Annotated in this window: 9 protein-coding genes; 7 read left to right on the top strand and 2 right to left on the bottom strand. The window is 70.5% G+C overall.

The window, feature by feature from the left end; all coding sequences use genetic code 11:
- Positions 1–107: 107 nt before the first annotated feature.
- On the top strand, positions 108–1,757 hold the full coding sequence (locus ACFYNO_RS14445) for a hypothetical protein (RefSeq protein WP_388010897.1): 1,650 nt from the start codon (positions 108–110) through the stop codon (positions 1,755–1,757).
- A gap of 168 nt (positions 1,758–1,925) precedes the next feature.
- On the opposite strand, the gene ACFYNO_RS14440 is transcribed toward ACFYNO_RS14445, so the two are convergent.
- The gene (locus tag ACFYNO_RS14440; RefSeq protein WP_388010895.1) at positions 1,926–3,014 is read right to left on the bottom strand and encodes a hypothetical protein; all 1,089 of its coding nucleotides are present in this window, start codon (positions 3,012–3,014) and stop codon (positions 1,926–1,928) included.
- Between the two features lie 613 nt (positions 3,015–3,627).
- On the opposite strand from ACFYNO_RS14440, the gene ACFYNO_RS14435 reads away from it, so the two are divergent.
- From ACFYNO_RS14435 to ACFYNO_RS14420, 4 genes are all read left to right on the top strand, one after another.
- Positions 3,628–4,935, top strand: coding sequence for a hypothetical protein (locus ACFYNO_RS14435; protein ID WP_388010893.1), 1,308 nt, complete (start codon positions 3,628–3,630; stop codon positions 4,933–4,935).
- A gap of 142 nt (positions 4,936–5,077) precedes the next feature.
- Positions 5,078–5,254, top strand: coding sequence for a hypothetical protein (locus ACFYNO_RS14430; protein ID WP_388010890.1), 177 nt, complete (start codon positions 5,078–5,080; stop codon positions 5,252–5,254).
- Positions 5,255–5,541: 287 nt separating this feature from the next.
- Positions 5,542–6,522, top strand: a complete 981-nt coding sequence (locus ACFYNO_RS14425; protein ID WP_388010887.1) for a hypothetical protein — start codon at positions 5,542–5,544, stop codon at positions 6,520–6,522.
- Positions 6,523–6,783: 261 nt separating this feature from the next.
- Positions 6,784–7,770, top strand: a complete 987-nt coding sequence (locus ACFYNO_RS14420; protein WP_388010884.1) for a hypothetical protein — start codon at positions 6,784–6,786, stop codon at positions 7,768–7,770.
- A gap of 25 nt (positions 7,771–7,795) precedes the next feature.
- On the opposite strand, the gene ACFYNO_RS14415 is transcribed toward ACFYNO_RS14420, so the two are convergent.
- Complete coding sequence (locus ACFYNO_RS14415) at positions 7,796–9,631, bottom strand: hypothetical protein (protein WP_388010881.1); 1,836 nt, start codon at positions 9,629–9,631, stop codon at positions 7,796–7,798.
- A 227-nt stretch (positions 9,632–9,858) separates the two neighbouring features.
- Between ACFYNO_RS14415 and ACFYNO_RS14410 the strand changes: the two genes are divergently transcribed.
- Together ACFYNO_RS14410 and ACFYNO_RS14405 are read left to right on the top strand one after the other, a co-directional pair.
- Complete coding sequence (locus ACFYNO_RS14410; protein ID WP_388010878.1) at positions 9,859–12,807, top strand: hypothetical protein; 2,949 nt, start codon at positions 9,859–9,861, stop codon at positions 12,805–12,807.
- Positions 12,808–12,904: 97 nt separating this feature from the next.
- A complete protein-coding gene (locus ACFYNO_RS14405; RefSeq protein ID WP_388010875.1) occupies positions 12,905–13,354 on the top strand; it encodes a hypothetical protein in 450 nt (149 codons plus the stop codon).
- Positions 13,355–13,443 lie beyond the last annotated feature (89 nt).

Here is a 13,443-nt window from a genome sequence, read left to right as displayed (position 1 = left end):
GCGGGCCGGTGTGGAGGCACTCGGGCCACTGGGCCGCCAGACGCACGAAAATCGGTGCGCGCGAACCCCGGCTGCTCCGATACTGCTGGTGACGAAAGCGAGGCCCCGTGTCCCAGATCGAGCCGAGCGTGCTGACCGCGCTCACGACGGCCGCGAAGGGCGCCGCCTCCAACGCGGCCACCGCCCTGACCCTCGCGGCCACGGACGTCAGCTCGACCACGGCCATCGCACAGCGGGACGCGCTGGTCGCGGCCTTGTACCGTCGGCCCTCTGAGGCGACGAAGGCCCGGAAGAAGGCACGGGCGATGTCGCCGGCTCCGCCCGCGCCAGCCCAGTTGGAGATCTGGAGCTCGTACGCAGAGCACGTGGATGATCCTCTTCTCCGTGGCCACCTTCACCATCTGCTGCTCGACGCCGGCCACGGCCGTACGCCCGACCACATCCGCGGCGCAGCCTCCGGATACCTCGACGCGGCGCAACTGCTGCTGGCCGCCCAGGATTGCCACGGGCTCCCGCGCGCCGCCCGGTGCCTGAAGAGGGCCGGAGAGCTGTCCCTCAAATTCAAGCAGCACGACCTTCGTGAACTCGCGATCAAGGATGCCCTCGCGCTCGCCGAGCGCCTCCTAGCCGGTGCCGGAGACGAGGGGCGGACCCTGCTGGTTGTCCTGGAAACGTTGCAGACCCTGGAGCGCGATGTCGCGGACCTTGCCGAGCGGGCGGCCGACCTCTTCGCCCGCGACGCCGATGCCCGGATCGGCTTCCTCGACGTGCTAAGGAAGGACGTGCCCCAGAGCCGCCACGCGGAGATCGACGTCGCTGTGGTTCACACCCTCCTCGACGCCGCCGAAGCTGCCGATGCCGGGCACCGCCAGCTGTACTTCCTGACGGAGGCAGCGACCGAGGCACAGAAGCGGGGCCTGCCCGACCTGCGGGAACGTGCCGAGATGGCCCTGCAGCAGACGACGCCGGAGTGGACATACATCCGCACCGAGGGCACCATCCCGCGCGCGTTGATCGCTGGGCAGCAGGCCCTGGTCGACGCCGCCCCGGAGCTGCGGACCGCGCTCTGGCTCACCGTGCCGGACATCCACCCCGCGATGCGCGCGCAAGCCGAGGCCGAGGCAGACGGCGCGCTCGAGGGCCTGCTGCGAATCCCGCGCTCGCGCGTCAACCCGGCCGGACCGGTCTTCGTCCGCCCGCCCGTCGACGCCGACGACGACCTCGCTGTGCAGATGCAGGTCCACGGCCTGGAACTGTTCGGAATCCTGACTGCAGTTCAGCTCAACCGCATCCACGAGCGCTTCCGGCCCGACGAGTTCGAGATGACCGCCGCTCTGGCGCACGAGACGGTGCTGCCAGAGCCTCGCGCGAGAACCCTCGCCCATGCCTTCTGCTACTACTGGCTGGAGGAATTCGACGCTGCGGCGTGCGTCGCGCTGCCCCAAGTCGAACAGATCCTCCGGCAGCTCCTGCGCTCCCAGGTCCCCGTCGTCTCCGTGGCCCGTGGGCAGAGCCCCGGTGGGGTCGATCTGCTGGGAGGACTCCTGCAGAGCATGCCGACGGCCGGCTACCCGACGGACTGGAGCAGGGCGCTAGAACTTCTCCTGGTCGATTCCGACCGCGGGATGAACCTTCGCAACACGATTCTCCATGGCTTGACCGGCACCCCGCCCAGGCACCACGTCGCGCTCATCCTGCAGGCGGCGCTGTACCTGCTCAGCCACGCGCACGGGCGGCGGCGGGCTGGGGCACTGTGACGGGCAGTGCCACGGCAGTGGTCTTCGCCCGCAGCGGCGGGCCGCTTGGAGGCGAAGGGCAGTGCGTGAACTCCCGGATGGAGCAGGGCGGCAGCTGGCTCGGCGAGACGATTCTGGCGAAGACGGTCTGGGTGTTCGCAGCCCAACTGCCACGCGACAGCGGTTTGTTCAGGACCCACTGGCGGGCACGACGGCCCAGTCAAGGGAGCGGTCCAGGGCGAGCGCGGCAGCTGCCTCCTCCCGGGATTTGAACAGCGGGACGACGGTGAAGCTCCCCGCGCCGTGGACGCGGCGGGTCGCCGATACCCAGGCGTACGCGACGCGGCTGTTCCGCCCGTCGCGCCGGTCGGTGATAACTACGTCCACGGTCCACCCGAGGAGTTCCCCGTTCCCGCCGTCCTCGTAGACCCGCACCGCGTTGTGCGCCGCCGACGTCGACCCGGTCCGGGAGTTGCGGTACAGCTGGATGGCCTGGCCGTCGTCGGCGAGCGGTTCGGCATGCCGGGTGCGTAGGTCGGCGGCGGCGGCCGGGGCGCCGTCGAACTTGCGCAGGCCGACCGCACCGCGGGCGGTCACCCAGTGGTGCGGGCGCGGGTATTCGGCCGACCGGAACGTCCAGCCCAGCAGGGTGCCCTCATCGTGCACAGGCGTGAACTCGTGTGTTCCGGGGTGCACCAGCTCGGCGGCGAGCCGGCCGGGCTCGGTGTCGTGCACGGACTGCCGATGGGAAGCGAGGAGGTCGGCGGCGGCGTCCAGCGCCGACGGATACCGGTCCGCGCAGGTGGCCAGGTCGGCGTCCTGCCAGCCGAACGAGCCGTCCGTCAGGTACTCGAAGACGATGCCGGCGATCCGGCCCCGGTCCCGCACCGTGACGGCGTTGTGGGTGCCGTTGTGGTAGGTCGGGGCATACGGGTTGGCCGGCGTCACCGTGCGCTGCACGACGTCAGCCGGGACGTCGGCCGGGCGCGGCAGCGGCGCGGCGGGCACCCGGACTTCGATTGAGGGCTTGAGGCCGGGGAGCAGTTCGGCGGCCCAGGACTGCCGGGAGCCGGTCAACGTCACCAGGCCCAGCTTGCGCAGCTCGTCGGCAGCGCGCCAGGCGCGCTGCGCCTCGACGCCGGTGGAGCGGTTGCCGTAGATGACGGGGTAGTTGATGGAGTACGCCGCGCCCCCTTGGGCCTTGACGCGGTCCAACAGTGCCTTGGCGGCGAGGCTCATCCTGACCTGGCGGATGCTCTGGTCCAGCGGGTGCGTCACGGTGTTCCCTCACTCCTTGCCCCGGCTCGCGCGCCCGACGGCCGGGTACGCGGAAGAAGCCCAGCACAGGGCGGGGCCAGCCCCGCGTCGGGCGGGGAGCAGGGCGGCGCGGACGGTGCGCGAGCCGATGGTTTGCGGGACAACCCCACGTGCGCGGGGAACAAGGGGGCGGGCGGGCCGCTCTCTACGTACGTGATCAGTCTCGCATGTCCAATTGGTCTGCACGGGTGGTTCGTTCAACTTCTCCTTATCTCCCGCTCCGCCCTTGCCAGCAGCCGGTGGCCACCAGCACGTCCAGGGCGTCGTCCACTGCCCGGGTCGTCAGGTGCACCGCGGTGGCCAGCAGCGCCACCTTGCCGGATCCCTTTCTGAAAGTCGCCTCGCGGAAGCAGGCGAGCTGGCCCGACGCTGGTGAACTGCCGGATTCGCCTGCGTCGGGCTGGACTGGCGCAGTACAGTGGCGCCCTGCGGCGTGCACGTACGCCGCTCCCGGGTGGTCGTAGCCCCACGCCCGGACCCCCTCGTCTGGGCAAGGTTCTCGGAATCGCGTGCACCCCATCGTCGCTGTTCTACTTCGCGATGTGGGCGTGGGGCACGTCGCCGAGGTCTACAGATGACGAAGAACCGAGCCCGCAACCGGGCTGTCCGCGCTCGGCGCGCCGAGGATGCCTCCGCCGGCCAGCGCCAGCGCTTCGACCAGACCGGCCAGGTCGTCGACCAGCAGCACGCCGCTGAACAGGCTGGCCGCCGCCAGCCCCCACCGGGTGTCGCCGCTGATCCGAAGGCCGGCCCCGAGTACGAGATCCTGACCGTCCCGCTGATCGTCGCCACCATGCTGCCGGTCGGGCGCGAGGGGCTGGAGGCCGCCCAGGTGCTGGCCGATGCTTGTGACTACCTGGTAGGCGACGGCGGCTGGTACCGGGCCCGGGCCGAGGCGTATGGTCCGATGCCCACCAGGGAGAGCGGCATGGCGCCGCTGCCCGGACACCGGCCGGCGATGCTGCTGGTCCGGGTGTCCGCCCGCCGGGAGTGGACCTCCACGGACGCGGTCGCCGCGTTCCTGCGCCACGCGGCGACCGCCATCATCACCGCGCTGATCGAGCGCTACCCCGAGGTGACCGAGCGGTCCGTGCAGGTCGAGGCACTCCCCCAAGAGACCGCCGCCCAGATGACCGGTGCCAAAGCCCCCGACGCCGTCACGCCCTACCCGCACCGGGACCTGCTCGCCGGCCCGCACGCCGCGTCGGCCGAGGCGCCGGCCGGCGCCGGCCACCCCTTCAGGGTCGTCGACGACAAGGACACCGGCTGGTACCTCATCGAGGCGGACCGCTACCGCGCCGACCACGCCACGGTGCGCCAACTGGAGGAGATGACGCACAAGGAGCTGCAGGCCGCCCGTGGACCACTTCGGTCCGTCGTCCCCGCCCCCGCAGCCGACCGCGACCGGGTGCAGGCTGCCCTCACCGGCGCCGGCCCCAAGGCACTGGCCAGCCTGCTGGTCGCCCTCTACCGCCTCGCCCGACGCCACGCCTACGAGGAGAACGAGCGCTCCGGCCGGGTACAGAGCGACCGCCTGTACGCGGGCAACGGGGAATCCTGGGAGAGCCTGGCTATGCGGGCCTTGCTCTGGGGGCCCGGAGTCGATCTCGCCGACAAACCGAAGCGCATCGACGAGAACACCGTCACCGAGCTGATGGCGGTGATCGACAGCTGGGTGTCCGGCAACGAGCACTACGTCGAAGTCGCCGACACCCTCGCAGGGATCTTCTCCCGGACCGCGGCCGCGACCGGCGGCTGGCCGGCGCTGGCCGACTGCCACTTCCAGCACGGTGCGAACTTCGCGCACCCGAGCCAGACCATTGACAACGCCATGGCCTGGCTCCTGCAAGCCGATGCCCCGCCGCCAGCTGACCAGGAGTAAGGCGAACAGGACCGGCGGGCGGACGCCTCCTCTCCCGCCGGGCCTCCGCCTGCTCCTCCCGATGCGCGCCATCCTTCATACGCCCCGGCTACGCTGATGCCTCAGTCGCACCAGGGCAGCTCGTTCTCCCGAAGGGAAACCCATGGAGAAACCCCTCGTCATCGTCCGAGATGAGTGCTGGGAACTGCTGGAGTCCGGGACCGTCAAGACCACTCCGGAGCGCGAGGCCACTCCCCACGGCATCGGCAAGGAGCAGTTCCTTGAAGGCCTCATCCGCCAGAACCGGCAGGGAAAGCCGCCGCTCCCCTTCACCGGCTAGAAGGCCCCGCGCCCCCGCGCCGGTGGGCCCCTGACCGGGCCGCCCCTCACCCTGGCCGGGTTGCAGGCGTCCCCAGGCCCACCGGGCAGTGGTCAGGCCCCCGGCGCCACCGGGTAGTTGCCCGGCAGCCACAGCGGACGGCCTCCGCGGGATATTCGTCGACTGATCAGATTCGAACGCATTCGGCCAGATGTGGTCGATGGTGTGATGGCGGCGCCGAGCTCATTGGCGAGTCGATAGGTTGAATCGTGGCCACAACCCATCTACGCGCCTGCGACGTTCCTGAGATGCGTCAGGACCTGGTCCGCTGGGCGGACGAGAATGTGCTGCGCGCCGATCGTGGCGCGGGACCTGTTCTGATGCACGGGTTCACCGACCCCCGCCTGGTGCAGTCGACTGTCCGCAGCGCGGAGCTGTACTTCGTCAACGACGACATGACCTGGCTGGCCCGCACCGTGGGCGAGGGCCTGCCGGTCTGCGCCTTCGACGCGGACGACTTGCCGGATCCGATCGGCCTCCTGTTGTGGTCCGAGGACCCCAGCGCGCACACCGCCACCCTCGGTCGGCCCCGGGCAGTGGCGTGGTCCCAGGTTGCGACGTCCTTGCGGGTTCTGGTCCTGGACGACGCTGGCCCGTACCGGCGGGCGTTGGAGGAAGCGGGTCGGCAGGTCGATCCGACCTGGGCCCACCAGGTCACCAGCACCCTCGCGGGCGACCTGGCCGTCGCTTTCGGAGCCGTCATCCCGTTGGGCGTCGAGTCCGACTGGGACCAGATCCAGCACGCGTGGACACTGGACCGGAACGGCAACTCGGCCCAGGACCGGTACGGCCTGGGCGACACGGGGATCAGCGCCATCACCGAGGACCAACTGCGCGTGCTGAGGACCCTGCTCGGCACCCTGCTGCTGATCCGCCAGCCGGCCGACGAGCGTCGCAACCTGTGGCAGGCCGAGGACGTCCAGCCCGACCCGGCCGCCCGCAAGCGCCTGCGCCGAGCAGGCGCCGAACACCTGGACGCAACGGTGCGGTACATCACGTTGCGCCAGTCCGCCCGGCCCGCGATCGGGGACGACTTCGGCAGCGAGGACACCGCCGGCCGGGTCTACCGGCACCGCTGGTTCGTCAAACCGCACCGACGCACCTACCCCGACAAGAACCACCCTGAGGGCAAGTCCCGCCGATGGGTAGGCCCCTACCTGGTCACCCCGGCCGGCTGCGCGGACGCCCCTATCCTCGGCACCGAGAAAGTCAACGTCCTGCGCCGCTGACACGCCCTGCCCAGTCGAGTCTGGGCAGGCGGTAACACGCGTGCAACTGGCGGGGAGCGGCCGTGACCGTGTCAACGATCAGGGCGTCTCCCACGAGGAGTGGGACTGGCGCCCCATAATTCGTCAACGTCCACTGACCGTCCATGGGACGCCCGTTCGGACCCACTGGCCGATGTGCTGGCAGCAGATTCGGATGGAGGGCACCTGTCGGTGACCGGCGTTAGGGTCAACCGGAAGGAAACGCGGCCCTTGGAGTAGACCGTGCCTGTTCAGACCATCACCGCTGGGGACTTGCCCGAGATCCGCGCTGATCTGGTGGCGTGGCTGGTGGACTCGTCGGATTCCGGGGGCCCGGCGGTCTGGTCGGATCTTCCGGATCCCGAATGGGCGTTCAAGGAGAGCCACGCAGCGCGTGAATGGTCTGGTGTTCTGCGCGAGGCGACGCTCTTCTTCGTCGGCTCGAGCACGGCGGAGCTGGCAGTGGCGTCGGGGCTGACGCTGCCGACCTACCAACTCCACCCAGAAGATGTGCCGGCGCCGCGGGGACTGCTGGTGTGGGAGATGCCGGTGACGGCACCCTCGTACGGGGGTGAGCACACCGGAGCTCCCATCACTGCAGCGAGTTGGGCCGTGAGGGAGCGGGGCGTGGAGATCCGGTTCTGGGCCAAGCGCGAGGACTGGCTGGAGGGCATGGCGGCGGCGGGTTCGGGCATGGCCGCGCTGAACGACGCCCAGGTACGTCGGCTCCGCACCCGCTTCCCCATGCCGCTGGTTTTCCAGGTCACCTCGCACTTGCCGTTCCGCAAGGTACCGGGGTGGCTTCGCCCCGAACTGCTGGACAACGGCTCGCCGGCCGGGCGTCAGGAGAAGCTGCGGCTGCAGAGCGACCTGGAGCAGGCCGAGCGGGCCTTGGTGGTGACCTGGCTGCTGATGGGCCAGCCGCTCACCTCAGAGCTGTCGGTGGAGCCGTCCAGGGCAGCGGCGAAGCGCCTACACCGGGTCGCCCCTGACCTGGCAACGACGGTGCGGTACACCCACTTGCGGCACGGGGCTCCGAGCCGTGAGCCGGTCAAGGACGGCGCGGGCGTGGTGTACCGGCACCAATGGGTCGTCCGCGGGCACTGGCGCAGCCAGTGGTACCCCGCCCGGCAGACACACAGGCCGATCTGGATCGCCGACCATGTGAAGGGCCCGGAGGGGGCGCCCTTGCTGGACCCGGGCAAATTGGTCCATGTGCTAAGGGGTTGACTGCGGCAACTGGCCAGCCTCTCGCTCACTGCTGCCGTTCGCGTTTGCGCAGTAGATGGACGATGTCGCGCCGTAGGAGCGGTGCCCCTGCCGGCCCTTTGATGAAGTCCATGATCGTGATGTCTTCGTGGACGCAGTCGCCGTCGGTGTGGCCGCGGGGGTTCATGCAGTGGGAGCGGCTGTGCTCCTGGACAGTCCACCGGTGTCGGTACTGCACGCTGGACTGCTGCCCGGGACGCTCACCGTCAGCGTCCTTGCCGGCCGGCGCGGGGGGCGCGGGTCGGCCGAGGATGGTGACCAGGTGCACGGTTCCGTTGTCGGTGATGCCGCGACGGCGGTCGGCTCGTACCTTGGTGGGCTTGCGGGGCAGCGGCTGGGTCTGGGTGACCGGTTTGCCGACGTACTCCTGGGTGATCAGGTCCCAGCAGGCGACCAGGATCCGTGCGCCGTGCTCGGCCTGGTCCTGCGGCGGTGCGTCGAAGACCAGGCCTGTGGTCAGGATGTGCTCGGCGCTGGCCTCCAGCGGGGGAACGGGAGTGTCGGCCCAGAGACCGTCGTCAGCGACCTGGTGGTAGAGCGTGAGCCACCAGTGTTCACCGGATCCGAACCGGGCCGGGAGATGGGTCTGGTCGTCTTCGTCGAACCGCCGCCATCCGGAGGCGGGCGTGCTGGGGTCGAAGCGTCCCCAGGAGATCGCCACGAGGTCTGCGGTGCTGATCGGCGTCTGCGGTCGGCGTGAGGCCGTGCCGGGTCGTTCCGATGTACTCGGCAGGCTGAGCGTGATGGGCTCGGCGAACACCAGCAGTCCGTTGGGGGAGGGGACGCGGTGGGTGGTCAGGGGTGTGGATCTTGCCCGTGCGGCCTTGCGGGCGGCGACATGACCCATGTCGGAATCGACGAAGTACAGGCGTGCTTTGGCCAGACGGTCTGCTTCTTGGTCGCACAGCAGGCGGCCCGTCTGGATCCAGTTGGGTGTGGCCGGACTGAAGGAGATGACGCCTTGGTGGGCGAAGCCGCCGATGAGGTGGTGGGTGTCGGGGTGGGTGAGGTAGGTGATCTGCTTGCGCCGGATTTCGGGCAGCAGCTTCGGGTCCGGGGGCCATGTCGGGGCGGGTGGAGCGGGTGGTGTCCAGTTCGGATCGACCCGGTCCTCGAGCCAAGCGAGGGTGTTCGGGTCCGGGGCAACAGGGTCGAAGCGGCGCAGCCACTGCGCGTTCTCCTCCCCGCGGGAGGCGGTGGCGCCGGCGAGCAGCATCAGCCAGGCCGGGATGTGCTCGGTGCGGTCCTGGTCCAGGATCAGCGAGCCAGCCGGGGCGTCCGGATGCCCCGCCGCTCCTGCGTACTCCATGACCAGGTCCGCGGCGGCCTCCCCGGCGTGGCGCTCGACCCATTCGACCGCCTTCAGCGCGACTGCGCCGGCCGGGGTGAGCGATCCGATCCCCAGGACCCAGTTCGTGAGCAGCCACATCGGCTGCCGCTTCGTCAGCACCTCGACGACCGAGTCGGCGATCCCCGGGCGCAGCCGCGCCACTTGCTCGTCGACCCAGGCCCGATCGGCGGTCCGGCCGCTGTCCTCAACGAGGGCATCCACCATCGCGATGCACATCGAGGCGAGCCGGTCCAGGGAGAACGCCGCATCGGGGTGCGGGCGTTGGGACGTGACGCCAATGGGAGGAAGACTCGCGTTGTACCGGGCGGCGGCCCGGTTCACGGCTTCTTGCAGTTGCTGCATCGGAGCCGGCGGTCCACCGGCGACGATGCCCTCCTGCTCGAGGTACGGCATGAGCTCGGCGAGGACTTCCTTGGAGACGGAGCCCGCGCTGCTCGGCCTGCTCGGCCCATTCCTTCCCATGCCCTTCATCCTTTCAGGGCTGGCGCGTCGTCGGGCGCGATCGGCCGACAAACCACACCATCGGGGCACCTGGCCGCCCAGTGCCAGCGCGTACAGGGGCGGCTCCAGCGGGTCGGCCGGGCGGACCAGGTGTCACCGAGGAACTGGTCTCCAAGGTGGCAGCCGGCGTATCGGCGAACGTGTGCTGCAGGAAGCGGCACTCCGGCGGGTTCGGCGGAGCTCTATGCTCAGGTGCCATGGGTAAGGCGAGCCGCGGGAAGCGGAACCGGGACAGCCACAAGCGCGACGGCCAAGGCGGTTTTCCCGATACCTCCCCGCTGCTGTACGCCGCCGCCTACCCCCGGTGGTCGCCTACCGCGGATACCGCTGCGGTTCGCGAGGCCCGGGTCATGCAGCCTGCGGGGGACCCGCGCCCGATGGCGGTGCTGGTCCTCGACCCGCCACAAGCCCAGAGCCAATGGCTCCCCGAATCAGTCGGCCCTACCGATGCGCGGGTCCGCTGGGACTTCAGGTCGGCCGAGGACGGCGGGTACCTCGCCGCGGTCTTCTCCTGGGCCGGCGGCCGGGACGTGGTCTCGGTCGCCTTCGACCCGTGGCGTGACGACGATCTGCTGGACTGCCTCGCCGACGGTGCGCGGCTCGTGGTGACGGACGCAGACAACCAGGAAGCCATCATCGGCGGCGAGGACGGCCGGGGCCTGCTGGCCGTCTCGTCGGCGACGGAACTGGCCGCCGCACGCAACGCCCTGCTCGCCGACTGGCCCGTCCCGTCCGAAAGTTCTGACAGCACCTTGGCACACCGGCTGTGGGAGGTCGACGGGCCCGAGGCCCTGCCGGCACCGCACGGCTCACCCGAGCTGGCGGACGACAAGCTCGGCTGGGCGCACCACTGCTGGACCAAGCCCTTCGTGATCAAGGGCTGGAGCGCCGTCCTGCCGCGCGCCGCGACCTGGCTCATGGCCATGGTGGCCGAGCTGGAGCGCCTTGAAGTACGCGGGGATCCGCGGGTGCTGGGCCGCAACCACGAAGCGATCTCTCTGTTCGTCACCCGCTACGGCGGATGGGACAGCTCCGCCTGGCTCATGGAGGAGTCGGTGGCCGAAACGCCGCCCAAGGACACCGAGCTGCGCCAATGGTGGCTGAGCACGGTGCCCGAGGCGGACAGGACATCAACCTTGCGCAGCCTCCTGAGCCTCCTGCTCGGGCTCGGCCTCATCCAGGTCGACCCCACCTCTCAGTGGCGGCTCAACCCCCACCCGCCTGCCGTCACGGACCCGCCCAGCGCGTTGAAGGGCAGCATCGACGGCGCGGTCGTCCTGAGCGGCCTGCTGCAGCGCTCGTACGACATGGGCGCCGCCACCGTCACCGTGTCCTGGTCCGCGCTCGCCCAGTACCTCGACATCGGCTGGGAAGAAGCCCGCGACCGCACGGCGGCCCTGCTGACCGCCCCCCACTGCATCGCGACCGCCCTGAACGAGAAGCCCGTGGACCAGCTGGGCCCGGATGACCTGGTGCAGATGCGGATCGACTGGACCGAGGCCCGGGTAGACGGTCTGGTCAACACCCACGACCATCTGCAGCTGGTCCACGACGGGCAGCCGGTGACCTGGCTCGGCGACCCCCTCCCCCCAGTCGGACCGCGCGACAAGCCAACCAAGCACCACATCATGGGCGCCGCAATAGAGTTGCAGCGCGCCGAAGAACAGGACTCCGAAGCGGCCCGGCGGCTGATCGAATTCTGCGGCACACCCGCGGGGATGGCCCGAGCCCTGATGAGCTACGACCCGGCCACCCTGCGCCGGCTCGCTGCCGGCCAGCCCACGCCCCTGGACACCGCCCGGGCCGAGCAGGTCCACGGCCCCGTCATCTGGCGCCAACTGTCCGACATTCTCGATGCCGACCTCAACAGCGCCACCCCTGAAGGCGGCCTGGTCATGACCAAGCCGGCCCCGCCCGCCACCACGCCTTTCGGGCTTCCGGAGACCCTCGGCAGCCAACTGGCCCTCGCCCTCGAACTCCTCCGACCGATCAACGAAGAGTTCCATGACCCCGCCATCGCCGTCGAACGACTGCACGACGCCACGGCCCCGGTCTTCGAACGGGACATGCGCGTCCTCGCCATCGGTGGCCGCTGGGGCGACCCCCAACGGCACACCGAGCCCGCCGCCCCCGGCGACGCCATCGCTCTGCGCGCACTGACACTCGGCGCTGTCCTGGGCCAGGAAGCCCTGGCCTCCAACGCCGACGGCCTGCGCGAAAAGGGCATCGGCCTGGACAGCCGCAGCTATGCCAGCCGCACCCTGCGCACCGTGGTCACCAGCCTCGGACACGTTACCGCCGACGCCGTCCCCTTCTACATCCCCACCGCCACCTGTGCCGGCGTCGCCGACAGCACCCCGCCCCAGGGCGAAGCACTCGACGACATCCGCCTGCCCTTCCGAACCTGCCTGCTCGCCCTCGGAGCGCCCCTGCACCTGCGGCCCCGCAGCGGCCTGTGGCACCCGTGGATCGCCCACACCCTCGAACTCGCCCCCAGCGGACTGCCCGTGGACGAAGCGGTCAACGCCGCCGAACGACGTGGTCAGGGCTTGGCCATCAACCTCGCCTCGCCCCCACCGCCCGTCCCAGTCGTCCACGCCGCCTACGCCCGCGGGGCCTTCATCGACGGCCTGGTCCTGACAGCAGACGATGACGGGCACCTCGCCGACGCGATGATCTGGCTCCTTCGCATCCCCGGCACCGACCGCACCACCCTCACCCGCGCCGCCCTGCCCGGATGGCGCTCCCACTCCACCCTGGCGGACACGGCCATCAACCTGGCCGCCGCCCTGGCCTGGGCCACGTGGACCGCCCCGCAGACCACTCCCCTGCCCACCAGCAGGCCCACCACGACCACCGCCCGGCAAGAACGCCAAGGACTCCTGGGCGGCGTCCGGGTCCTGTCCCTCACTCGCGCATCCGCCCCCGACGACACCAGGACCCTCGCGCCGGGCGCGGACTCCGGCACTGGCCGCCGCGTCTCGCCGCACCTGCGCCGCGGCCACTGGCGCCGCTCCCGGATCGGCCCCCGCACCGAGTGGGACGGCACCTACCGCAACGCCTGGATCCCGCCCACCGTCGTCAACGCCGCGCTCGGATCCGTCAACGGGCAGCGCGTGTACCGCATCCCCGAGCCACGCGGATAGCCCGCCGCGGGCTCCCGTCCACCGGGGCGTAGACCTGGCGCTCAACCAGGAACTTGCGATGAGCGCAGTCTATTGCGCTCATCGCAAATTCTGATGCATGCTGGACGGCATGAGCGTATTCAGCGACATCGCCGCGATCTGCCATCCGATGCCTGCCCCCGCAGACGTGCCCGAGGACCTCCACAACGACATCTGCCACTCCATCCACGTCCAGCGAGAGGAGATGATCGAAAGCCTCGAAGCCGCCGCCGACGCGGACAGCGAGGAGAACGACCCGCTGCTGGTCGCCATCGGCATCGCTCGCTACCGCAAGGAGCAGGCCGAGGCCGAGATCCGCCGACTGTTTGCCTATGGGCGGGAGTTCACCCGCCCCCGCCCCTACGTGCTCGCCGACCTCGCCGCCGCCGCCGGCATGTCCGTCTCCGGCATCCGAACCGCCTACGGTGACACCGAAATCGCTGACGTGGAACAGACCCTGGGCCGCCCGCCCCGTGAGCGAAGCGCGAACCGACCGCACACCCCGGCCGGCACGGACACCGCACGGTGACCCAGCGCCGCTCCACCACCACGAGGGCCAGAGCACGAGCGCCCCATTCCGACGCAGCCGCTACCGCAACGGCTTCGGCACCCCGCTCT

The organism is Kitasatospora sp. NPDC006697, assembly GCF_042869935.1.
Lineage (GTDB): Bacteria > Actinomycetota > Actinomycetes > Streptomycetales > Streptomycetaceae > Kitasatospora.
This window is presented reverse-complemented; position numbering and strand designations above follow the sequence as displayed.

Bases quoted from the DNA above. Each gene is read 5' to 3' on its own strand.
- ACFYNO_RS14435 (WP_388010893.1), top strand. From the start codon at position 3,628: ATGACGAAGAACCGAGCCCGCAACCGGGCTGTCCGCGCTCGGCGCGCC.
- ACFYNO_RS14430 (WP_388010890.1), top strand. From the start codon at position 5,078: ATGGAGAAACCCCTCGTCATCGTCCGAGATGAGTGCTGGGAACTGCTG.
- ACFYNO_RS14425 (WP_388010887.1), top strand. From the start codon at position 5,542: ATGCGTCAGGACCTGGTCCGCTGGGCGGACGAGAATGTGCTGCGCGCC.
- ACFYNO_RS14415 (WP_388010881.1), bottom strand. From the start codon at position 9,631: ATGAAGGGCATGGGAAGGAATGGGCCGAGCAGGCCGAGCAGCGCGGGC.
- ACFYNO_RS14410 (WP_388010878.1), top strand. From the start codon at position 9,859: ATGGGTAAGGCGAGCCGCGGGAAGCGGAACCGGGACAGCCACAAGCGC.
- ACFYNO_RS14405 (WP_388010875.1), top strand. From the start codon at position 12,905: ATGCTGGACGGCATGAGCGTATTCAGCGACATCGCCGCGATCTGCCAT.